Here is a 21869-nt window from a genome sequence, read left to right as displayed (position 1 = left end):
CGTTCGACATGATCGGCCGGAATCGCGCCCAGGTCCCCCTCGGCGAGGGATTTGCCACACTAGGCGTTCGGGAGCCTTCGCAGCTCTCCGCCGGCCACCTCATAGATCGCCACCGTGTTCGCACCGGGCACGAAAAGCGTCTCGTCCGGGACAAGTGCCGCGAACCGCCGGCCCTTCTTGTCGGCCCAGGTGGCCTGCGTCACCGCGCCGATCCTCCCGTTGACGGCGACCGCGATCGGCGTGCCGTCACGGATCTTGCCCGGCAGCTCGCCGTAGACCAGCGCCGGGATCGTGCCGGTCTCGGGCTGGACGTCGTCGAACGCGTCGGCGTCGTCGATCGTGACGTTGGGCCCGGCACCCTCGCTGACGGTCAGCTCGTCGACCCGGCGCCCGACCAGGTCGGGCCGGATCCGCGGCGCCATGTGCGGGCCCGCCTGGCCGGAGATGATCTTCTGGAACGTGCTGGTATCGGGGATTTCAACCCGTTTGCCGGGTAGGTCGCAGTAGGTGTGGTCGGCCGTAGTCCGCGGCGGTGCGGACGCCGGGCGCCCGTCGACCTGCCACGGCACCGCGACGCCGGCCATCTCGGCGACCGTCGGCAGCAGGTCGACGTGTTGCCAGTTGCGGTCGTCGACCGCGCCGGCCCGCTGGCCCGGCGACTTGATGAACAGCGGCACCCAGAGCACCTCCTCGGGCGACGCGGTCACCGCACCCATCCCCCGGCCCTGGTGGTCGATCGTGAACGACACACCGTGGTCGGCGGTCACCACGACGACGGCCTGGTCCCAGAGGCCGGTCTGCTTCATCCGGTCGATCATCTTGCCGACCAGCAGGTCGGTGTAGCCGACCTGGGCCAGGTGCCGGTCGCGCGCGGTCTCCACCCAGCCGGGCCCGTCCAGCGGGAAGTCTTCCGGCGCCTCGTAGCGGGTGCCGGAGGGCAGGTAGTTCCACGGCGTGTGCGGCATCAGCAGGTGCAGGAAGTGCAACTCCGGCCGCTGGGTCGGCGCCAGCCCGTCGAGGAACGTGGTGAACCGCGACGGCTGGTTGTCGTCGAGGCTGTCCCAGCGGAACTTGGGGTCGCCGGGTGCCACACCCGAGCGCGCCTCGGCGATCGTCGCCTCGCGGTAGGTGGCCTCGGGGTCGTCGGCCGGTTCGTCGCGCGGCGAGGCGATCTGCTTGAGCACGCCGGCCACCTCGCGCAGCAGGACCGGCAGCCCGCCGCCGTGCCTGACCGCCCGGTCGCCGCACTCGCTGGGCGGGCACAGCTCGGTGATGGTCTCCTGCACGTCGGTGTCGTAGGTGCCGCCGAGCAGCGTGAAGAGGTTGTCGGGATAGGCCGCGTAGTGCGGCGCGACCTCTTTCGCGGGATAACGGCCGGTCAACATCGCGGGCATGGCGTACGGCGTCCAGCCGCTCACCCCGGTCGCGTTGCGGTACCAGGTCGAGCCGCCGGCCAGCGCGGCGATGTTGGGGTATTTCGCGCTGTCGATCCGCCCGTCCGGCCCCAGCAGCGACAAGAGCGGGAACTCGTCGAGCATGAGCATCACCACCGGCGGATGGCTGGCCTTGGTGGTGGTGACGTCGGAGCGCGCCGAGAGCGCGGCCGAGGGCAGCACCACGGCCGAGGTCGGCGACGCGAACGCGAACAGCGCGACGAACACCAGCGGGCCGAGCGAGGCGATCCGCAGCAGCTGCCCCGGCACCCGCCAGCGCCAGTAGGCGTAGGCGATGGCGGCGCCGACCACGAGACCCAGCGCCGCCAGCGGCAGGCCGCGCGTCGGCAGCAGCTTCTTGCCGACCTGCACCGCGATCGCGGCGACCAACAGGCCGACGGTGACCGCGTGGGTGATCTTCCGGGTACGCGGGCCGACCAGCCCGGTCAGCGCGCCGACCGCCCACAGCGCCGCCGGTGGCACGACGGTGACCAGCGCGACCAGCGCGAGGATGTCGCCGCGGCCGGCGCCGTAGAACAGGAAGAAGTCGGGACTCTTGCCGGTCACGTCGAGCAGCGGTTGGGCGACCGCCAACCCGCACAACGCGATGATCTCCAGCAGCGGCGCGACCTCGCCGCGGAGCCAGACCCGGACCTTGTGCGGTCTGGCCGGTGGTTCAGTCACGCCGGACGCCCGCGATGAGGGTACGGGTGCCGCCCGGCAACGTCTCCCGCCGCGCGATGTCGAACCGCTCGCCGAGCAGCCGGACGAACGTCTCGACGTGGTAGTCGGGGAACAGCCCGTCGGGCTTGTTGGCCAGCAACCGCTTCGCCATCGGGTCGTCGGCGTGGACGAACTCGACGACGACGTGCCGGCCCATCCCGGCCAGCCACTCGACGATCGCCGGCAACGGCACGTTGCGCCCGATCGCCAGGTGGTGCACGAGCGCGAGGGCCAGCGCGACGTCGGCCCCGGCCGCGCGGGCGGCGAACCCGGCCCGCTCGGCACCGGCCCACCCGCCGCCCGGCGACGGGTCGGCGAGGTCCATCACGATCGGCAGGACCCGCTTCTCGCCCTCGGCGCGCAACTGGCGGTAGAGCGTGTCGACGACCGCGGGATCGGCCTCGACGGCGACCACGTAGCCGGCCTTGGCGGCCGCCTGCCGGGCGAACACGCCGTCGTTGGCGCCCAAGTCGAGCACCAGGTCGGTGCGGTCGGCGGCGTCGAGCGCGGCGTCGACGAAGCGGGCCTTTGCCGCCCGGTCGTCGTCGGAGTAGCTGCAGGTCTCCCGGTAGTCGCCCCAGTGCGTGGCCGGCGGCGACCAGTCGAGCTTGTCGACCAGCTTGGCCATCGCTCGCGCCGCGGCCACGACGAGCTCGCTGTTGAAGCCGGCGTCGCGCAGTTGCTCGCGGACCGCGCCGGTGCTCCGGTCGGCGTTGCGCGACTGGATGCTGTCGTGCAGGTGCACGTGCTTGAGCACGCCCGCCGCCAGCCGCCGGGTGCCGCCGAACAGGCGGCGCATCTGGGCCGGCTCGACGCCGTCGATCTGCGACCGCAGCAGTGGCCGCGGGTCGAGGTCGAGGTGGGCCTGGAGCATCAGCGGGTAGAGCAGCGTCTGGCAGAACTGGCGGTAGCCGGCCCACGGCTCGCCCGGCCGGGCCGGCTCGAACGAGCCGATGTCGATGAACTCCGGCACCGCGCCCCGCCACTGCAGGTTGTAGGCGGAGCCGTCCTTCATCGTGAACCCGGCGGCGAGCGCCCGGCGCAGCAGGTCGAGGTGGAGCCGGGCGGCGTCCTGCCGCATGGCGTGCGACCACTCGTAGGGATAGGTCACGAACGGGATCGGCGTGTGGCGCAGCGTGGCACTCCAGGTGCCGGGCTCGCCGGGCAGTTCCCGGTCGACCTCGTCGGTCGCGGTGACCGAGCCGTCGGCCTGGGCGCGGGCGAAGAAGTCGCTGGCCCGCAGCGCCTTCCAGTCTTGCGCCGCCTGCGCGCCCAGGCCGCGCAGCACCTCGCCGCCGGCGTAGAAGACCCGGGTCTGTGGGTCACGGAAAGAACCCGGCTCGGCCCGCGGCCGGGGGTTTTCAGGTGTCACCGAGCGCTCAGTCCTGGTCGGCCGTCGTCGCCTCGGCCGGCGTCTTGCGGCGGAACACGCTCTTCAACCGCCGCCAGTAGAGCTTGGCGGCCACCACCACGCCGGCCGTGCCCGCCACCAGCGCCTGCACGATCAGGCTTCCTGAACCCGCGTCCAGATAGGCCAGATGCGACTCCATCCCGCCCTCTCCTCCCTCTTGTTGCCACCCCGCGCTCGCGCGACCGCCCCCGCGGTCGTGTCGAGCACGCGGTGTCGTCTGCCCCGTCCTCCCCGGCACCGCGCCATCGCGCCGACCACATCCGTTTGCCACCCGGACGGATGTTTGTCACGTGCCGTGCCCCGACCCTACGCTTGAGATCGGATCGGCGCAGCGTCCACGGCGCGTCGCTTGACGTGTTTTGTCCAACATGCCCGGGTCCGATTCCTTCAAGACCAACGCCGCCGCCGGTCCTACGGTGGCCGCATGACTGTTCGCATCTTCCTGTTCGAGTTGGTTGTGGCCGATATGGCCCGCTCGCTGGCGTTCTATCGAGCGCTCGGGTTGGAGATCCCCGCCGACGCCGACAAGGAGCCGCACGTCGACGTCGCGTTGCCCGGCGGGCTGCGGCTGGCGTTCGACACCGTCGAGACGATCCGTTCGTTCGACCCGTCGTGGGAGCCGCCGACCGGCTCGGCCCGCACCGCCATCGCCTTCCAGTGCGATTCGCCGGCCGAGGTCGACGAGACCTTCGCGCGGATGACCAAGGACGGCCACGCCGGTCACCTGGTGCCGTTCGACGCCTTCTGGGGGCAGCGCTATGCCAGCCTGAGCGACCCGGACGGCAACACGGTCGACCTCTGCGCCGCGCTGGGCTGAACCAGCGCACCGAGCGGGACGCCGGCCAGCGCCCGCACGTCGCGGGACAGGTGCGGCTGGTCGGCGTAGCCGGCCTCGGCGGCCGCGAGAGCCACCGGCATGCCGGAGCGCACCAGCGCCAGCGCGCGCCGCAGACGCAGGATGCGGGCCAGGGTCTTGGGGCCGTAGCCGAACAGGTCGCGGCTGGCCCGGTGCAGGTGCCGGGCGCTGAGCCCGACGGCCGCCGCGGTCTGCGCCACCGTCGCGCCGCCGGCCAACCGCCTGGCGACCACCCGCGCCCGCGGATCGGCGCCGCCGGCCGCGCGCAGCCGCTCATCCGCGAGCCGGTCGAGCAGGTCGGCGCCGGCACCGCCGGCCATCCGGTCGTCGATCTCGCGGACGGTCGCGGCCGGCCAGATCGCGTCGAGCGGCACCCGCTGGTCGGTGAGCTCGGCCGCCGGGACGCCGAAGACCGCCGGGCCGGTGCCGGGCGGGAAGCGCAACCCGATGATCAGCTCACCGCGGGCGAGCTCCGACATCGCCGCGATGGTGTCGGGCCCGGCGATCGTCAGCCCGGCGCGGCTGGACCAGATCAGGTCGGTGCAGCCGTCGGGCAGGATGCGCGCCTGCCCGGGACCGGTGGTCGTGCGCTCCCAGACGACCGCGCCGCGGGTGTGTGCGGCGGACGACTCGTGCACGCTCATGGCGGTCAGCGTCCCATCGGGGTACGACAGATCACTCGTCCTTCTCGCCGACGTTGCGGTCGCCGGCCTCCCCGGACCCGAAGGCGATCCCGATGGCCAGGCCGATGCCGATCCCGATCGCGATGCCGGTGGCCACGTTGTCGAGCAAGAACACCCCGAGCACGACGCCGATCACCAGGCCGCACGCGATTCCCGCTGCCATGCTCCGACGGGCCACGGCCGCTCCCCTCGTCGATGTCCCGCACGGGTGCGATACCCGGCCGGGGTAACCGGCAAACCGGAGGCGCCGCGCCCGTCATCCGGGCGGGAGACGTCCGCTTTCCGCCTCGCCATCGCGGAACAGGGGCAGCCGTACGGTGAAGACGGTCGTGCCCGGCTCGCTGTCGACGGTGACCGTGCCGTGGTGCGCGTCGACGACGGCGGCCACGATCGCGAGGCCCAGGCCGGTGCTGCCGGCGGCCCGGGACCGCGACGAGTCGCCCCGGGCGAACCGTTCGAAGACCTCGCGCTGCTGGTCGGCGGGGATGCCCGGGCCGTCGTCGCGGACCGTCAGCACCGCGGCGCCGGCGTCGGCGGCCAGCGCGGTCACCACCGTGCTGCCCGGTGGCGTGTGGGTGCGGGCGTTGGCCAACAGGTTGGCCAGCACCTGGTGCAGCCGGAGGGCGTCGCCCTCGACCAGGACCGCCTCGGTCGGCAGGTCGAGCCGCCAGTGGTGGTCGGGCCCGGCGACGTGCGCGTCGCCGACCGCGTCGACCACCATCGCGGTCAGGTCGACGGCGCCGGCGGCGAGCGGACGGCCGGCGTCGAGACGGGCCAGCAGCAACAGGTCTTCGACCAGCGTGGTCATCCGCGCGCTCTCCGACTCGACCCGGCGGATCGCGTGCAGGACGTCTACCGGCACCGGCTCGCGGTTGCGCCGGGTCAGCTCGGCATAGCCGCGGATGGCGGCGAGCGGGGTACGCAACTCGTGGCTGGCGTCGGCGACGAACTGGCGTACCCGGGTCTCGCTGGCGTGCCGGGCCGCGAGCGCTTCGCTGACGTGGGTGAGCATCCGGTTGAGGGCCGCACCGACCCGGCCGACCTCGGTGTCCGGATCGGTGTCGGCCGCGGGCACCCGGACCGACAGCGCCACCTCGCCGCGATCCAGCGGCAGTTCGCTGACCTGGGCGGCGGTGGCGGCGACGCGTTCCAGCGGGCGCAGCGACCGGCGCACGATCAGCGCGCCGGCGCCGCCGGCCAGCAGCAGCGCGGCCAGGGCCAGAGCGGACTCGATGACGACCAGGTCGCGGACGGTGTCGTCGACCGGTCGCATCGGCAGGCCGATCACGACGGTGCTGCCGCTGTCGACCCGCGCGGTGAGGCGGTACTCCCCCAGGTCGCCGAGTTCGCGGCTGTGCGCGCGGCCGTCGGTGGGCACGCCGGCCAGCGCCGGGTGGACCGCGGCGGGCACCGCGAGGATCTGGCTGGTCGACTCCGGGTCGCGCCTGCCCGAGAGCACCACCCTGCCGTCGCGCACCACGGCGGCCAGCGTGTCGGGCGGCTGGCCGTTGATGGCCGGGCCGACGTCGGGCCACCGGCTCGGCGGGCCGGGCGGCGGCGGGCCCGGGGGCCGGCCGCTCCCGTCGCGCGGCGGACGGCTGTCCTGCGGGGTGCCGTCAGCGCCACCGGGCGGCGAGTTGCCGTCGGCGTCACCGCCGCCGGGCGGCGGGTTCCCGTCCCGGTCGTCGGGATGCTGGCCAGCCGGTGGCAAACCGGCCCGGAGCTGGCTCGCGGTCAGCTGCCGGTCGAGCTGGCCGACCAGCGACCGGCGCAGCGCCAGGGTGGCGAACACGCCGGTGCTGACCAGCACGATCGTCAGCAGGGCGATCACCGCGAGCAGCAGCCGGGCGCGCAGCGACCGGGTCCGCCGCCTACGAGGCGCCGGGGGCGCTGGGGAGAGCGCCCCCGGCGGCTCAGTCGGCGGGCTTGAGGACATATCCGGCGCCCCGCAGCGTGTGGATCATCGGTGGGTGGCCGGCGTCGATCTTTTTCCGCAGGTAGGAGATGTAGAGCTCGACGACGTTGGCCTGGCCGCCGAAGTCGTAGTTCCACACCCGGTCGAGGATCTGTGCCTTGCTGAGCACCCGTCGCGGGTTGCGCATCAGGAACCGGAGCAGCTCGAACTCGGTCGCGGTGAGGGTGATCAGGGTGCCGGCGCGGCGTACCTCGTGGGAGTCTTCGTCGAGCGTGAGGTCTCCGACGGTGAGCACGGCCTCTTCGCGCGCGCTGACCCCGACGCCCGCCCGCCGCATCAGCGCCCGCAGCCGGGCCACCACTTCTTCGAGGCTGAACGGCTTGGTCACGTAGTCGTCGCCGCCGGCGGTCAGCCCGGCGACCCGGTCTTCCACCGCGTCACGCGCGGTGAGGAACAGGACGGGGACATTGGGCGCGTGTACGCGCATCCGCCGCATCACCTCGAGCCCGTCGAAGTCGGGCAGCATCACGTCGAGCACGACGACGTCGGGGCCGAACAGCTTCGCCTCCTGCACCGCCCCGCCGCCGGTCAGCGCCGACCGCACGTCCCAACCCTCGTAGCGCAGGGCCATCGTCAGCAGGTCGGCCAGGGTCGGCTCGTCGTCGACGACGAGCACCCGGATCGGCGCACCGTCGATGCGCCGGAAGTCCATGAGTCGCCCGTCGCCGATCGTGACCATGCTCCTCATCGTGGGGGTGGTTACTGTGTGCCGTTTAGGCGTTTCCTGTGTAGCAGCTGTGAGCTCGGCTGTCCTTCATGGTGTCTCGGGGACGACCGCGGCGAAGAACGCCACGACGTTCTCGGCCAGGCCGGCGAACGTGCCGCCGGCCTCGCCGCTCGGGCCCACGACGTCGAGCATGAGCTCGTTGATCCCGCCGACCAGCGCCAGCGCCATCGCCGGGGTGAGCGCCGTGATCTTCGGGTTGGTCTGCCTCGCGCCGGCGACGACGTCGACCAGGGTCTGCGCGAACTCGCGCTGGACCCGTTGCCGCATCCGGTAGGCGCGAACCCCGGCGGCCTGCATCTCGACCACGACGGCCCGGTTGACCGGGAGCATGGCGTCGAGCGAGCCGAGGTAGGCGTCGGTCAGCGCGCGGATCCGGTCGGGCCAGGGCTGCTCGACACTCCCGGCGCTGCGCAGGACGGCCATGATCCGCGCGCAGGCGTCGCTGTAGAGCGCCATCAGGCAGGCTTCCTTGTCGGCGAAGTGCTCGTAGAAGGTGCGCTTGGAGACGCGCGCGCCCGCGACGATGTCGGCGATCGTGGTCGCGGCGTAGCCTTTCTCGGCAACGGCGTTGGCGAGGGCGAGCTCGAGGCTCGCCCGCACGTCGGCCGCGGTGCGCGGGGCGGTCATGGGTGTCGCCTCCGGGGGAATGCTGGTGGAGGTGAGCCGATCATGGGCGGCCACACGGCGCGGGCACAAGCCCGACACAGTCGGATCGCCGTCATCGGCGCGGGGTTCGGCGGCGTCGCGGCCGGCCTGCGGCTGCTCGCCGCCGGCCACGACGACCTGGTGATCTTCGATCGCGGCGACGACGTCGGCGGCACCTGGCGGGACAACACATATCCCGGGTGCGCCTGCGACGTGCCGTCCCACATGTATTCATTGTCGTTCATGCCCAACCCCGGGTGGACCCGTAGCTTCTCCGGGCAGGAGGAGATCTGGGCATACCTGCGGCGGTGCGCGGAGCCGTTGCGGCCGTTCCTGCGGCTGCGGCACGAGGTGCGCGGTGCGCGCTGGGAGGGCGGTCGGTGGGCCATCGACACCTCCGGTGGGGTCTACACCGCCGACTTCCTGGTCGCCGCCGGTGGTCCGCTCTCGTCGCCGGTCATCCCCCCGTTGCCCGGTCTGACCTCGTTCGGCGGCCCGGCGTTCCACTCGGCCCGCTGGGATCACTCGATCGACCTACGCGGGCGGCGGGTCGCGGTGATCGGCACCGGCGCCTCGGCGGTGCAGTTCGTGCCCCGGATCGCGCCGGAGGTGGCCGCGCTGACCGTGTTCCAGCGCACGGCGCCGTGGGTGATGCCGCGCGGCGACCGGGACTTCTCGGACCGGGAGCGGCGGGTGTTCGCGCGGGTGCCGGGTGCCCGGCGGGTGGCGCGGGCCGGGGTCTACTGGGGACGCGAACTGGCCGCGGTCGGGTTCCTGCATCCACCGGTGATGCGCCTGGCCGAGCGGGCGGCGCGGCGGCATCTGGCGGCGTCGGTCGCGGACCCGGCGTTGCGGCGGGCGCTGACTCCGGCGTACCGGATGGGCTGTAAGCGGGTCCTGCTCTCCGACGACTTCTATCCGGCGCTGTCCCGGCCCAACGTCTCGTTGGTGACCTCCGGCGTCGTGTCGGTGACGCCGGGCGGCCTGGTCACGGCCGATGGCGCGGCCCATCCCGCCGACACCCTGATCTTCGGGACGGGGTTCCAGGTGACCGAGCCGCCGCTGGCTTCGCTGATCCGCGGCCCGTCCGGTCAGACGCTGGCCTCCGCCTGGGGCGGCAGCATGCGGGCCTACCTGGGTGCGACGGTGCCGGGGTTCCCCAACCTGTTCCTGCTGCTCGGGCCCAACACCGGGCTGGGGCACACGTCGGTGTTGTTCATGCTGGAATGCCAGATCGATCATCTGGTACGGCTGCTGCGGCACATCGACGCGGCCGGGGGCGGCGCGTGGGAGCCGACGCCGGCGGCGCAATCGTCGTTCGCCCGGTTCGTCGACCGGCGGATGGCCGGCACGGTCTGGCAGTCCGGTGGCTGCCACAGCTGGTACCAGGACCGCAACGGCCGGGTGTCGGCGCTGTGGCCCGGGCACACCTGGTCCTACTGGCTGCGGACCCGTCGCTTCGACGGCCGCGCCTACCGTCGTCTCTCCGAGGTGGTCTCGTGAACGGTTCGGTCCTGTTCATCACCGGCGCGGCGCGCGGGATCGGGGCGCACACCGCCCGGCTCGCCGTCGCCCGCGGTGCGAAGGTCGCGCTGGTCGGCCTGGAACCGGCGCGGCTCGCCGACCTGGCCGCGTCGCTCGGTGACGCCGCCCGGTGGTTCGAGGCCGACGTGACCGACCAGGCCGCGCTCTCGGCCGCCGTGCGGGGGACGGTCGACGCGTTCGGCGGCATCGACGCGGTGGTCGCCAACGCCGGCATCGCCAACCGCGGCACGATCGCGGTCGGCGACCTGGAGGCGCTGGTCCGCACCGTCGAGGTCGATCTGATCGGCACCGTCCGCACGGTCGGCGCGACCGTCTCCGAGGTGTCCGCCCGGCGGGGCTACTACCTGCTCGTCTCGTCGGCGGCCGCGTTCGCGGCGCTGCCCGGCATGTCGGGCTACTGCGCCGCGAAGGCCGGGGTCGAGCACTTCGGCAACGCCATCCGGCTCGAACTCGCGCACCGCGGCGTCGCCGTGGGCACGGCACACATGAGCTGGGTCGACACCGACCTGGTGCGCGACGTCAAAGACGACCTGCCGACGTTCCAGGCGGCGCTGGACCGGTTGCCCGGCCCACTCGGGCGCAGCGTGCCGGTCGAGCGGTGCGCCGCCGCGTTCGTCGACGCGGTGGCCCGCCGGAAGCGCCGGGTGTACGTGCCGCGGGTGGTCGCCCTGGCGTCGGCCTTCCGGTCGGTGGCCAACGGGCCGTTCGGCGGCTGGGTCGCCCGGCGGGCGGCGGCCACCTCGGTGCCGGACCTCGAGGCCCAGTTGGGCGCGCTCGGGCGTGGCTACGGACGCAACACCGCACCGCAGTGACGCTGTTCTACTCGCGCCGGGGCGCCGGGCCGCCGCTGGTGTTGCTCCACGGCATCGGTCATCACTGGCGGGCGTGGGAGCCGGTGCTGGACCGGCTGGCCGGGCATCACGACGTGATCGCGGTCGACCTGCCGGGATTCGGTCGCTCGCCGGTGTCCGGCTCCTTCGCTGGGATGCCGTCGTTGGTGGAGGCGCTCGCGTCGTTCTTCGCATCCCTCGGGCTCGGGCGGCCGCACGTGGCCGGCAACAGCCTGGGTGGGGCGCTCGCGCTGGAGTTGGCGGCGGCCGGGCACGTCGCCTCGGCCACTGCGTTGTCGCCGGCCGGGTTCGCGACGTCGGGTCAGCTCCGTTACGCGGTCGCGGTGCTCACGGCGCATCGGCTGGTCGCGCGCCTGCCCGGCCCGGTCGTGCGTACCGTGTTGCGGTCATCGCGGTTGCGCTCCGTCGCGTTCGGCATGTTGCTGTCCCGGCCGGGCCGGATCTCGTTCGAACGTTCGCTGGCCGACACGGCGGCCCTGCGGGACGGTGTCGCGTTCCGGGCGGTCGCGCGGGCCAGCCGGGGGTATGCCTTCAGCGGTGCGCCGACCGTGCCGGTCACCGTCGCCTGGGGCACCCGGGACCTGATCCTGCGCTACCGGCAGGCCGCGGTCGCCCGGCGTGGCCTGCCGCTGGCCCGGCACGTCGACCTCCCCGGCTGCGGCCACGTCCCGATGAGCGACGACCCTGATCTGGTGGCGGACCTGATCCTGACCACCACCGGCGCCCTACCCGTTTCGCGCGACGGGCTATGACACAGTTTCCTGCGTGACGACAGCCCCGCGCCGCAGTTTCTACCGGCCGATGCGGTCCCGGTCCGCGACCGAGCCGAACCGCGCGTCGACGCCGCTGGAGCTTCTCTTCGACCTCTGTTTCGTGGTGGCGGTCGCGCAGGCGGCCACGCTGCTGGAGCACGACATCGTCGAGCACCACTTCTGGCACGGGGTCGTCTCCTACTCGATGGTGTTCTTCGCCATCTGGTGGGCGTGGATGAACGTCACCTGGTTCGCGTCGGCCTACGACACCGACGACGACGTCTACCGCCTGTCGGTGCTGATCGCGATCGTCGGGGCGCTGATCATCGCCGCGGGCGTGCCGCGCGCCTTCGACAACGTCGACTTCGTGCTCATCACCGTCGGCTACTCGGTGATGCGGCTCGCCAACGTCGGCCAGTGGATCCGGGCCGCCGTCTCGGACCCGACCCACCGGAAGAACGGCACGCGCTACGCCATCGGGATCTTCGTGGTCCAGATCGGCTGGTGGTTGCGGTTGCTCGCGCACGGCGACGCCGCCTACTGGACCTTCGGCATCCTGGTCGTCGCGGAACTGCTGATCCCGATCTGGGCGGAGCGACCGGGCATGACCCAGTGGCACCCCGGGCACATCGCCGAGCGCTACGGCCTGTTCACCCTGATCGTGCTCGGCGAGGCGGTGCTGGCCGCGTCGGTGGCGTTCGAGAGCGGGCTCGGCAGCGGCGCGAACGCCGACGTGATCGCGCTGGGTGCGGCCGGCATCGTGATCGTCTTCGCGATGTGGTGGCTCTACTTCGACCGGGAGGGCGAGCTGGGTGGTCTGAGCAGCTTCCTCTGGGGGTACGGCCACTATCTGATCTTCGCGGCAGCGGCTGCGGTCGGTTCCGGGCTGGTCGTCAACGTCGCGTTCCACACCGGCGAGGCGCACATCTCCGAGACCGCCGCGGGCTACGCGCTCGCGATCCCGGTCGCGACCTACACGGTCAGCGTCTGGCTGTTGCACATCCTGCCGCACGAACACGGCGTGCTGCTGTTCACGGCGCCGGTCGGCGCCGGGCTGATCCTGCTCGCCCCGTTGGTGCCGGCGACCGCCCAGGTGATCGCGGTGCTGATGGCCCTGATCGTGGGCCTCACCGTGGCACCGTCGCGGCGGGCGATCGCCCTGTCCACAGACGAGACTTATCCACAGCCGACCCCACCCGCCTGACCCGTCGATGGGATGCTGTCCGCCGTGACAGCCCCCAAACGCTCCGACGACGACCCGCTCGCCCCGCCATGGTGGTGCGTGCTCGTGGGCGTGCTGCTGGCCATCGCCCTGGGCTGGCTGGTCCTCGACTGGCTGCTGGCCGAGGCCGACCGGGCCGCCAGCGTCGACACCCGGGCCACGCTGCGGGTCGACGCCATCCGCACCGCCCTGTTCGTGGTGACCGCCGCCGGCGGTGGCCTGGCCCTGCTGCTGGCCGCGCGCCGTCGGCGGCTGGTCGCCGCGCGTGACCACGCCCACCGCGAACTGGTCCAGGCACACACCGAGCAGGTCGCCTCGACTGCTGCGCGGACTGCCTCGGAGCAGACGCGCGTCGCCGCACACGACGCGACCGAGCGCCGCGTCACCGACCTGTTCACCACGGCCGTCGAGTTGCTCGGCAGCGACAAGGCGGCGGTGCGGCTGGGCGGGCTCTACTCGTTGGAGCGCCTGGCGCAGGACAACCCCCGCCACCGCCAGACGGTGCTGGCGGTGGTCTGCGCCTACCTACGGATGAGCGACGACGACGAGATCCGCCGCACGGCACAGCGCCTGTTGACCCGACACCTGCACGCCGACGCGCCGTCGGCCTGGTGGCCCGAGGTCCGGCTCGACCTGGCCGACACCCGGCTGACCGACTTCGACGCCAGCGGCTGCACCCTGATCGACGCCGATTTCACCGGGGCGACGTTCGAGGGCACCACCAGCTTCGCGGGCGCCCGCGCCGAGGGCGGGCTCTCGCTCTCCCGCGCCACGTTCGCGGCGGCCACGTTCGACGGGTTGACCACGTCGGGCGGCGTCGTCCTCGACGGCGCGACGTTCACGGGCGAGGCCAGCTTCGACCGCGCCCACTTCGGCGGGGAGGTCTCCGCGCGCCGCGTGACCTTCGCCGGCGCGTCCTTCGCGGAGGCGGTCTTCGACAAGACGCTGACGCTGGACCACAGCACGTTCGCGGGGACGACCTCGTTCGGCGCCGCCGTGTTCCATAGTGGACTCTCGATCGAACGCGGTTCGTTCGCGGAGTACGCCGGCTTCCGCGCGGTGACCTTCGGCGACATGGCGTTCTTCCGCTGGACCACCTTTCGCGGCGACGCCTACTTCGAGAACTCCACCTTCGCGGGCGCCGTCAACCTCGGCCGCGCCGAGTTCCACGGCCGCGCCAGCTTCGCCGGCGCCACCATGCGCCGCCGCCCCAACATCGACCACGTCCGCGCCGCGGCCGACCAGGCCCACGTCTGGCCGGCCGGCACCATCGCCGAGAAAGAAGACGACGACTGGATCGTCCTCATCGACCACCACCCGGCGTAGGCCGCCGGCCGTGGTCGGTTCCGCCGCGGCTTGGCGGTCAGGTATGCAGGCGGGACCGGGCGCCGTAGCGCCTCGCCAGGAGCACACCGGCGATCAGTGCGGCCAGGGCCGCCAGGGTGGCCAGCACCGCGGCGGCCGTGCGGGCGCCGCCCGGTGCGGCGGAGTCCACCCCGGTGGGCAGGCCGACCAGCAGGGCGGCGTCGCCGGCCTGGCCGTTGTCACACTGGGCGACCAGCTCGTAGCTGCCGGGAGCCGCGTCGGCCGGCACGCGGTAGGAGATGCGGAACGCGCCTGGGCCGCCGGCCGGGTAGGGCTCCAGCGGCAGTTCCGGCGGGCCGCCGAAGGGCGTGACATTGACGCTCGCCGAGGTCGCGCGGGCGCCGCACCAGACGTCGATGACCGTCGTCCGGCCGGGCACCGCCCTGGGCGCGAAGACCGTCGCGTCGGCGGCGGCCGGGGCGGCGCCGGCCAGCACGAACAGCGACACCAGGCCGGCGCCGAGCAGCACCAGCCCGTAGGGCTGCCGGACCCGGCCCGCGCGGCCGAGCTGGCCGACTCGCTCTCGACCGCGGCACCGCTGCTGCCACGCCGTCGCCGGGCGGCCCGCATCCGCCGGCCGCCCTACCCGGGCCGCGCTCGCGGCCGCGTCCGACGGCTCCTGAGCGCGCAGATCTCGCCGCATTCCGCACCCACCCTCGCCGGTCTCCGGTAGCCCCAGGACACCAGAAAAGCCTGACAAGCTGCTCGATTCGGGCAATCGTCCCCAGTCGGGTACGACTCCATATAAGATGGTCGGCTCCTGAGTCCGATCCTCGATCGGTGTTTGGGATGCGGTCAAAGCCGGCAAAAGCTTCTTATGCTATTGATCGTCCATAACGGATAAATCATGATGTCGCGGCTGCAGGTCGGTGGGTGAACGGCGAAGGCCTATCAGGCAACGGATGTACGCCAGGCCGAGCCGGCGCTCATCCGCGCGGGCCCCACTGCTCCACCGTTCGACCGAGGCGGCGGCTTGGGCCCCGATTGCGACCGGACGCTTCCGAATTGCCAGGCTTGTCCGCGCGTGCATGGGCTTGACGGACAAGCCGGTCTGGCACCCTGCCGGCCCGAGCCCTCCCAGGGTCGTCCCACCTGACTAGGTGGCCTTTCGACAAATGTGGCGCAGGCCACAAAACTGGCGGGTCAAACCTGGGCGAGCCCTGTCTAACCTCTTCGGGTGCCGCGCAAGGACATAGGAAAACATCGACATGACGGAATTAGCCCGACTACCCGTTCGGTTGAGGTCACCCCAGGCGGTCAGCCAACCGGACGCCATAGACGAGAGATCGAGTCGACCCAGCTGACGACGCTGCGGACCCGCCTCAAACCCATATACGCCACGCCCGCCGCGCGTATCGGCCTCGCTGCCGGTCTCGTCTGCTGCCTCGGCCTCGCGGCCGCGGTGGAGACCCGCGACGCGGGCGCGCCGGCCCGAGCGGCCACCTCGGTGGCAGCCGCGGAACAGGCGGCGGCGCAAGCCGCCGCGGACCGGTCGATCGCCGAGACGCAGCAACGCGCGTCGCGGTCGAACATCCGCCAGGCGTTCACCCCCGAACAGGCTCCATCCCCCACGCCGACGGCCACGACCCCCGCGCCGCCGGCACCCGCCAGAACCACTCCCCCCGCCCGTAAGCCAACCCCCCGCAAGACCGCCACGAAGAGGGCGACCACCCCCACCAAATCGGCCACCACGGCCGCGCCCAAGCCGAAACCGACCGTCGTAGCGCCGGTCGCCGGCCTGACCCAGGCGCAGATGAACAACGCCGCCACGATCGTCAAGACCGGCGTCAGCATGGGCATCCCCCAGCGCGGTCTGATCGTCGCGATCGCGACGTCGATGCAGGAGAGCAACCTGCTCAACCTGGCCAACACCGGCCTGCCGGAGTCGCTGAACTACCCCAACGAGGGCACCGGGTACGACCACGACTCGGTCGGCCTGTTCCAGCAGCGCACGAGCAGCGGCTGGGGCACGGTGCAGGAGCTGATGACGCCGGCCATCTCGGCCCAGAAGTTCTTCAGCGCCCTCGAGCAGATAATCGGCTGGCAGAACATGTCCATCGCCGGTGCGGCCCAGGCCGTGCAGGTGTCCGCGTTCCCCGACGCGTACGCCCAACACGAACTGGCCGCCACCACGGTGGTGCAGGCGCTCAGCTGAGCCCAGTCACGGGTATGGACCCGGGCGGCCACCTGGCCGCCCGGGTCCTCTCGTTTCGGGTGTTCCGCGCCCTCAGCGAATGACGGCGGTACGCCGCCCCCGCAGCCGGGGCCACCGTCCCCTGCCCGTGCCGTCCTTCTCGTCCACGCCTTGGGCCCCCTCTTCGCCGGCGCCCGCGTCCTCGTCCTCACCCGGGTTCGCCGTGCCGGCCTCGGTGGCCTCGGCCCCCGGGACGGCGGACCTCGGCGCCTTGGGCGTGGTCGCCGCCGGCTGATCGGCTGCGGGTTTCCCCTTCGCCCCGCCGGCCCGCTCCGCCCCTGCCCTGGTCGTCCCGGGCGTGGTCGTCGCCGGCCGGCCGGCGCCGTCGCGGGTGTCTTCGACCGCTGGTGCGCCCGAGCGCAGCCTGGGCAGCGGCGAGTCCGCACCTGGCGTCGCGCCCGGTCGAGGCGTCGGGCCGGCGACGCCGCTGTCGCCGACGTCCGCCTCGGCGGACGGTCCGCGCGGCCCCGGAGAGGCCTCCTGCGGCGTCGGCGGCACGTCGGTGCCGGTCCTGCTACCAGTGGCGCCGTCGCTTGGCGTGCTTGCGGCTCGCGGGCCGTTTCCTACCGGTACCTCAGACGCCCGACGGGCGGCGGTATGGCCACTTGGGCTTTTGTCGGCGTTCTCCACCACCTTGCCGTTGCCGGACCCGCCCCCGCCGGCAGGCTTGCTCCCGCCGCCATTGCCCGACCCGCTGGCGCCCTGGCCGCCGCTGCCGGACGAGCCACTCTGTCGCGAGCCGCTGTCACCGGGCCGGCTCCCACCGCCGTTGGCCGGCCGGGCGGCACCACCGTTACGACCGTCGCCGTTGGCCGGACGCCCACTGCTCGACCCGGCCCTGCCGCCCCGTGCGGCGCCCCCGGCCGGTCGGCCGGACGCCGGGGTGCCGGCGCGGCCGCTCTCCCCCGCACCAGCGCGAGGTCCGTTCCCCGCGGCGGCGCCGCCGCTGCCGGCCGCCGACCCGGCACGCGAACCGTTCCCAGCCGCGGCACGGCGACCCGCGGCCCCGGCACCGTTGCCGGCCGCGGCGGACCCGCCCGCGTTGCTGCGCGTTGCCGCACCACCCGCACCACCGCCAGCGGGAGCAGCGCCGCTGCTTGAGGCGGCCGGCTTACCAGCGGCCGCCGCGCCCTTGGCCGGAGCGCCGTTGGGCGTCGTTCCGGCACCGGCGTTGGCCACCGACTGCCCGACGTAGCCGTTCGACCCCGCCTGACCGGAGCCTCCCGATGGCGCAGCATCGCCCACGGTCGCCTTCGCACCGCCCGGCCTCGAAGCCTGCCCAGCCGCAGCCGCAGACGCCGCACCCGCCGCAGGCGCCTTCGCACCGCCCGGGCTCGAAGCCTGCCCAGCCGCAGCCGCAGACGCCGCACCCGCCGCAGGCGCCTTCGCACCGCCCGGGCTTGAAGCCTGCCCAGACCCGCCCGCGGGCTGGGCACCCGCCGCGGGCGCCTTCGCGGCGCTCGGACCCGAACCTGTGCCCGACGACGCGGCACCCGCCGCGGGCGCCTTCGCACCGTTCGGGCTTGAAGCCTGCCCCGCCCCACCCGCAGGCGCGGCACCCGCCGCAGGCGCCTTGGCACCGTTCGCGCTCGGGACCGGACGCTGGGCACTCCCATCGGCCCCGGCCTCGCCGGCCCTGGAAGCCGCACCCGCCGCCGGCGACTTCGCGCCGTTCGACGCGGGCGCGGCGCCGCCAGCCGGTCCGCTACCGTTCGCGGCCGCAGGAGCAGTCGCGCCCGAGGCCGGTGCGCCGTTGGCGGCCACAGGAGCCGTCGCGCCAGAGGCCGATGCGACGTTGCCGGCCGCGCGACCCGCCGCGCCGCCCGCCGCTGGGGACTTCCTGCCGTTCGGGCTCGACGCCGCACCGGGCGCGGCGCCAGCACCAGCCGGACCGCTGCCGTTGGGACCGCCGCCACCGGCCGGAGCGTCAGCCCCACCCGCCGTCGAGGCGGCGCCGTCGGCGCCCGCCCCGCCACCGGCCGCGCCGGCGCTCCCGGCCACGCCGGCGCGGCCGGTGGCCTTCGCCGCGGGCGCATCGTTCGCAGTGGTCGCGGCCGTGCCGGCGGCGGGCGGGTTCGAGGTGGCCGAGCCGCCCTTCGAGCGGGCCTTGCCGAGCAGGCCACCCTTACCGAACAGGCCACCCTTGCTGGGCTTCTCCGGCGGCGTCGCGGCGGTTGACCCGCTGCGGGGGACGGCGTCGCGTACGGGGGCGATCTCGCCGTTGACCGGCGTCGGGGAGGGGCGTCCCGGCGCGTCGTGTTTGCCGGCCGCGGCGTTGCCCGGGACGGCCGACTGGCCGGGCTCGCGGTGGTGACCGCCGTCGTTGCGTTGCCCGGCGCCCTTGGCCACCGGCGCGGTGGCGGAGGCGGCTGCCCGGCTGTTCGCCGCCTTGCCGCCGGCGGCGGCCCGGACCGCCTTGGCGGGCGCGGTGGCGGGGGTGGCCTCCGGCTCCGCCGCGCTGGCCGGCGCGGGCTCGAAGCTGATCTGCGCGAGGACCTTCTCCGCCCCGTCCTGGCGGCGCCGGCGGGCGGCCAGGGCCAGTTCGAAGTCCCGGCGGGCCTTCACGGCGTCGTTGTAGGCCTCGGCCCGGATGCGCTGGGCGTCTTCGCGGGCCTTGGCGAGGGTCTCCCGGGCCTCGGCGACGATCTCGGCCGCCTCTTCCTCGGCGAGCGTGACCATCTGCTGGATGCGGAGGGTGTTGCGGTAGACCGCCGGGCGGCCCCGCAGCATCTCGTGCAGCCGCTCGGCCTCGGCGCGGACCATGCCAAGCTCGATCCGCATGCTGGCGGCGCCCTCAGCCTGCGCGGTCGCGCTCGCGAGCTGCTCACCCAGATCCAGAAGGCAACTGTCGACCTCGTCGCGGTCGTAGCCGGATTCGACAATGGAGAAGTCCATTAGCTCGCCCCCAGGTAGCCAGTCGTTTCCCCTCCCGGCCATCCTCCCGAGGCATAACCCGTTTCGGGTCGTTTTGCGGAATTAAATCCACATTGGCCCGCGCGGTCGGGTGTGTCGACCGCGACGGCTCAGGCGTCGTCGCCCAGCAGCGTGTCGAGTCCGCTGATCTTGAGTACCCGGGCCACGACCCCCTGCGCTCCCGTCAGCCGGAGCGAGCCCCCGGCGGCCGAGCTGAGGTGGTGGCCCCGGATGAACGCCGACATTCCGGTCGAATCACAGAACGTCACTTCTTCAAGATCAATGACGATGCTGGTACGCCCGTCGCCGACCACCTCGTCGATGCGTTCACTGAGGTGAGGGGCGGTGCTCAGGTCGAGCTCCCCGGAGAGCCGCAACACCACCACATCGGGCCGGTCCACCCGGCTCACCCTCAATGTGACGGAGGCGTCGTCAATCATTGCCACCCTGCAAGCGTATAACCCATCCAGACCGTCCGCGCCTCGGGCACGGGCCTCGTTACCAGCCGGTTACGCTCGGGCGACCATCCGGTTGACCGCCCAACTCGCACGCCAGGTCTGGGACGATCAAAACAGTCGCACCTCATCCGGCCTACGCCTGACCCCCCATGCCCGAGGCAACCGTCACACCCAGACCCGGACATCGGAGATCACCAACCGCTCAGGCCGGACACCGGGAGATCACTGAGGCGCCCCTCCGTCCTATCCGGACACTATCCGCTCGACGCCGCCACCGACCCAGGGTGATCCATAATGGAGACCAGTCGGGTGACAGGCGGACGGATCGGCGGAGACGCCGGTGGCGGGGTGCCGCCGCACGACACCCCGCCACCGACCAACGCCTACCGACCAGCCCGCGTCGCCGTCTTGGTCGAGCGCCGCGCGGCCGCCGCCGGCTTCCGCACCGTGCCGGTAGCGGTAGCCCGCGACCGGGGAGTCGTCGCCCGCGCCGCGCTCGTGCGCTTGCGCGCCGTCGAGGCCGTCCGACGGGCGGCGCTGGTCGACTTGCGGCCGGTCGTGGCCGACTTGCGCGCCGCCGTCGAGCGTGAGCCGGCCGCCTTCCGGGCCGAGCCGGCGGAACGACGGGCCGGGCCCGTCGACGCCTTGCGCGGCGCGGTCGACTTGCGGGCGGTGGTCGACTTGCGGGTGGCCGGTGCCTTGCGCGCGGTGGACGACTTGCGCGCCGTCGCCGCCTTGCGCGCCGTCGTGGACTTCCGCGCCGAGGTCGCCTTGCCGGTCGAGGTCGACCGACGCGCCGCCGTGGACTTGGCCGCCGCCGTCGACCTGCCGGCCGTAGCGGACTTGGCCGCCGTCGTCGACTTGCCAGCAGCCGTGGACTTTCGCGCCGCCGTCGACTTGCGGGCAGTGGTCGACTTACGCGGCGCCGTCGACTTGCGGGCAGTGGTCGACTTACGCGGCGCCGTCGACTTCCGGGCAGTGGTCGACTTACGCGGCGCCGTCGACTTCCGGGCAGTGGTCGACTTACGCGGCGCCGTCGACTTGCGGGCCGCCGCCGTTGACTTGCGCGCCGCGGCCGTCGACTTGCGCGCCGCCGTTGACTTGCGGGCCGCACCCGTCGACTTGCGGGCCGTGGACGACTTGGTCGCCTTGCGGGCCGTCGTGGTCTTCGCCGCCTTGCGGGGCGTGGAACTTGGGCCCGACGTCGACTTGCGGGCGCTGGTCGACTTGCGCGCGGTCGAGGCCTTGCGGGCGCCCCCGCCGGTCGCCGACTTGCTCGGCGTCGACTTGCGCCCGTCGGCGCTGGTCTTGGTCGGGGTGGCGCTGCGGCTGCGGGCCTGCGGAGACGCGAGGGCGGCGCCGATGATGCCGGCGTCGTTGAGCAGCATCGCCGGCACGACCGGGGTTTCGACCTCGATGCGTGACAGGAAGTTGTCGGACTTGCGGCTCACCCCGCCGCCGACGATGAACAGGTCGGGGCTGAGGAGCTGCTCCAGGTGTTGCAGGTATTTCCGGACCCGCTTCGCCCACGCGCCCCAGCCGAGGTCCTCGTCCTGGCGTACCCGGGCGGCGGCGCGCTTCTCCGCGTCCATGCCGTGCATCCGGATGTGGCCGAACTCGGTGTTGGGGACCAGCACCCCGTCGATGAAGACGGCGCTGCCGATGCCGGTGCCGAAGGTCAGCATGACGACCTTGCCCTTGTGGCCCTTGCCCGCGCCGAACGCCATCTCCGCCATGCCGGCCGCGTCGGCGTCGTTGATGAGCGCCACGGGGCTGCGCAGCTCTTCGGCGAAGAGCTGGGCTCCGGGGGTGTTCATCCACGACTTGTCGACGTTGGCCGCCGTGCGGACGAAGCCGTTCTGGATGACGCCCGGGAAGGTGATGCCGACGCGCTCCGGCCGCGTCTGGAAATGGCGGACCACTTCACCGACGGCGGCGACGACTCCCTTGACGTTGGAGGGTTGCGGCGTATCCACCCGGAAGCGTTCGCCGGAGAGCTCGCCCCGCCTGATGTCGACCAGCGCGCCCTTGATGCCCGAGCCGCCGATGTCGATGCCGATGACCGCCATGAACTCACGTTACGCCCGGGGCGATTGCCGCGCAGGGTTTCGCGTCG

Annotated in this window: 19 protein-coding genes; 7 read left to right on the top strand and 12 right to left on the bottom strand. The window is 73.2% G+C overall.

The window, feature by feature from the left end:
- Positions 1–59 precede the first annotated feature (59 nt).
- Genes AB0J74_RS02300 through AB0J74_RS02290 form a run of 3 tightly spaced genes read right to left on the bottom strand, consistent with a single transcriptional unit; the run spans position 60 to position 3706 of the window.
- Complete coding sequence (locus tag AB0J74_RS02300; protein ID WP_363443393.1) at positions 60–2117, bottom strand: sulfatase-like hydrolase/transferase; 2058 nt, start codon at positions 2115–2117, stop codon at positions 60–62.
- Positions 2110–3528, bottom strand: a complete 1419-nt coding sequence (locus AB0J74_RS02295) for a methyltransferase (protein ID WP_363443391.1) — start codon at positions 3526–3528, stop codon at positions 2110–2112. The genes AB0J74_RS02300 and AB0J74_RS02295 overlap by 8 nt, the downstream gene beginning before the upstream one ends.
- Positions 3529–3535: 7 nt before the next feature.
- Positions 3536–3706, bottom strand: a complete 171-nt coding sequence (locus AB0J74_RS02290; RefSeq protein WP_363443389.1) for a hypothetical protein — start codon at positions 3704–3706, stop codon at positions 3536–3538.
- Between the two features lie 285 nt (positions 3707–3991).
- Between AB0J74_RS02290 and AB0J74_RS02285 the strand changes: the two genes are divergently transcribed.
- Entirely contained in the window at positions 3992–4384 is a 393-nt protein-coding gene (locus AB0J74_RS02285) for a VOC family protein (RefSeq protein ID WP_363443387.1), read from the top strand.
- Here AB0J74_RS02285 and AB0J74_RS02280 read toward each other — a convergent pair.
- The 5 genes from AB0J74_RS02280 to AB0J74_RS02260 form a co-directional block, all read right to left on the bottom strand.
- Positions 4324–5067, bottom strand: a complete 744-nt coding sequence (locus AB0J74_RS02280; protein WP_363443385.1) for a helix-turn-helix domain-containing protein — start codon at positions 5065–5067, stop codon at positions 4324–4326. The genes AB0J74_RS02285 and AB0J74_RS02280 overlap by 61 nt on opposite strands.
- A gap of 31 nt (positions 5068–5098) precedes the next feature.
- Positions 5099–5269, bottom strand: a complete 171-nt coding sequence (locus tag AB0J74_RS02275; protein ID WP_363443383.1) for a hypothetical protein — start codon at positions 5267–5269, stop codon at positions 5099–5101.
- A gap of 93 nt (positions 5270–5362) precedes the next feature.
- Positions 5363–7042 (bottom strand): HAMP domain-containing sensor histidine kinase, encoded by a 1680-nt coding sequence (locus tag AB0J74_RS02270; RefSeq protein WP_363443381.1) that lies wholly within the window; start codon positions 7040–7042, stop codon positions 5363–5365.
- On the bottom strand, positions 7020–7769 hold the full coding sequence (locus tag AB0J74_RS02265; RefSeq protein ID WP_363443379.1) for a response regulator transcription factor: 750 nt from the start codon (positions 7767–7769) through the stop codon (positions 7020–7022). Before AB0J74_RS02265 ends, AB0J74_RS02270 begins: the two co-directional genes overlap by 23 nt.
- A 66-nt stretch (positions 7770–7835) precedes the next feature.
- The gene (locus AB0J74_RS02260) at positions 7836–8435 is read right to left on the bottom strand and encodes a TetR/AcrR family transcriptional regulator (RefSeq protein WP_363443377.1); all 600 of its coding nucleotides are present in this window, start codon (positions 8433–8435) and stop codon (positions 7836–7838) included.
- Positions 8436–8477: 42 nt separating this feature from the next.
- Between AB0J74_RS02260 and AB0J74_RS02255 the strand changes: the two genes are divergently transcribed.
- Genes AB0J74_RS02255 through AB0J74_RS02235 form a run of 5 tightly spaced genes read left to right on the top strand, consistent with a single transcriptional unit; the run spans position 8478 to position 14149 of the window.
- On the top strand, positions 8478–9956 hold the full coding sequence (locus AB0J74_RS02255) for an NAD(P)/FAD-dependent oxidoreductase (RefSeq protein ID WP_363443375.1): 1479 nt from the start codon (positions 8478–8480) through the stop codon (positions 9954–9956).
- Positions 9953–10810, top strand: coding sequence for an SDR family oxidoreductase (locus AB0J74_RS02250; protein ID WP_363443373.1), 858 nt, complete (start codon positions 9953–9955; stop codon positions 10808–10810). The genes AB0J74_RS02255 and AB0J74_RS02250 overlap by 4 nt, the downstream gene beginning before the upstream one ends.
- Complete coding sequence (locus AB0J74_RS02245) at positions 10807–11601, top strand: alpha/beta fold hydrolase (protein WP_363443371.1); 795 nt, start codon at positions 10807–10809, stop codon at positions 11599–11601. Before AB0J74_RS02250 ends, AB0J74_RS02245 begins: the two co-directional genes overlap by 4 nt.
- Before the next feature lie 13 nt (positions 11602–11614).
- Entirely contained in the window at positions 11615–12805 is a 1191-nt protein-coding gene (locus AB0J74_RS02240; protein WP_363443369.1) for a low temperature requirement protein A, read from the top strand.
- 24 nt (positions 12806–12829) lie between these two features.
- On the top strand, positions 12830–14149 hold the full coding sequence (locus tag AB0J74_RS02235) for a pentapeptide repeat-containing protein (protein WP_363443367.1): 1320 nt from the start codon (positions 12830–12832) through the stop codon (positions 14147–14149).
- A 37-nt stretch (positions 14150–14186) separates the two neighbouring features.
- Here the strand turns inward: AB0J74_RS02235 and AB0J74_RS02230 are convergent, their stop codons facing one another.
- Positions 14187–14831, bottom strand: coding sequence for a hypothetical protein (locus AB0J74_RS02230; protein WP_363443365.1), 645 nt, complete (start codon positions 14829–14831; stop codon positions 14187–14189).
- Positions 14832–15365: 534 nt separating this feature from the next.
- Here AB0J74_RS02230 and AB0J74_RS02225 point away from each other — a divergent pair.
- Entirely contained in the window at positions 15366–16343 is a 978-nt protein-coding gene (locus AB0J74_RS02225) for a hypothetical protein (RefSeq protein ID WP_363443363.1), read from the top strand.
- Positions 16344–16415: 72 nt separating this feature from the next.
- Here AB0J74_RS02225 and AB0J74_RS02220 read toward each other — a convergent pair whose 3' ends face one another.
- The 3 genes from AB0J74_RS02220 to ppgK form a co-directional block, all read right to left on the bottom strand.
- On the bottom strand, positions 16416–19277 hold the full coding sequence (locus tag AB0J74_RS02220) for a hypothetical protein (RefSeq protein WP_363443361.1): 2862 nt from the start codon (positions 19275–19277) through the stop codon (positions 16416–16418).
- A 128-nt stretch (positions 19278–19405) separates the two neighbouring features.
- Entirely contained in the window at positions 19406–19735 is a 330-nt protein-coding gene (locus AB0J74_RS02215; RefSeq protein WP_363444049.1) for an STAS domain-containing protein, read from the bottom strand.
- 401 nt (positions 19736–20136) lie between these two features.
- The gene (ppgK, locus tag AB0J74_RS02210; protein ID WP_363443359.1) at positions 20137–21822 is read right to left on the bottom strand and encodes a polyphosphate--glucose phosphotransferase; all 1686 of its coding nucleotides are present in this window, start codon (positions 21820–21822) and stop codon (positions 20137–20139) included.
- Positions 21823–21869: the final 47 nt, after the last annotated feature.

Origin of the sequence: Asanoa sp. NPDC049573 (assembly GCF_040676615.1) — a bacterium.
GTDB lineage: Bacteria > Actinomycetota > Actinomycetes > Mycobacteriales > Micromonosporaceae > Asanoa.
Note: the sequence above shows the minus strand (reverse complement) of the source record. Positions and strands in the feature narration are given on the sequence as shown.

Coding starts and splice junctions, on each gene's coding strand:
- AB0J74_RS02290 (WP_363443389.1), bottom strand. CDS start 3,706: ATGGAGTCGCATCTGGCCTATCTGGACGCGGGTTCAGGAAGCCTGATC.
- AB0J74_RS02285 (WP_363443387.1), top strand. CDS start 3,992: ATGACTGTTCGCATCTTCCTGTTCGAGTTGGTTGTGGCCGATATGGCC.
- AB0J74_RS02280 (WP_363443385.1), bottom strand. CDS start 5,067: ATGAGCGTGCACGAGTCGTCCGCCGCACACACCCGCGGCGCGGTCGTC.
- AB0J74_RS02275 (WP_363443383.1), bottom strand. CDS start 5,269: ATGGCAGCGGGAATCGCGTGCGGCCTGGTGATCGGCGTCGTGCTCGGG.
- AB0J74_RS02270 (WP_363443381.1), bottom strand. CDS start 7,042: ATGTCCTCAAGCCCGCCGACTGAGCCGCCGGGGGCGCTCTCCCCAGCG.
- AB0J74_RS02265 (WP_363443379.1), bottom strand. CDS start 7,769: ATGAGGAGCATGGTCACGATCGGCGACGGGCGACTCATGGACTTCCGG.
- AB0J74_RS02260 (WP_363443377.1), bottom strand. CDS start 8,435: ATGACCGCCCCGCGCACCGCGGCCGACGTGCGGGCGAGCCTCGAGCTC.
- AB0J74_RS02255 (WP_363443375.1), top strand. CDS start 8,478: ATGGGCGGCCACACGGCGCGGGCACAAGCCCGACACAGTCGGATCGCC.
- AB0J74_RS02230 (WP_363443365.1), bottom strand. CDS start 14,831: ATGCGGCGAGATCTGCGCGCTCAGGAGCCGTCGGACGCGGCCGCGAGC.
- AB0J74_RS02220 (WP_363443361.1), bottom strand. CDS start 19,277: ATGGACTTCTCCATTGTCGAATCCGGCTACGACCGCGACGAGGTCGAC.
- AB0J74_RS02215 (WP_363444049.1), bottom strand. CDS start 19,735: ATGATTGACGACGCCTCCGTCACATTGAGGGTGAGCCGGGTGGACCGG.
- ppgK (WP_363443359.1), bottom strand. CDS start 21,822: ATGGCGGTCATCGGCATCGACATCGGCGGCTCGGGCATCAAGGGCGCG.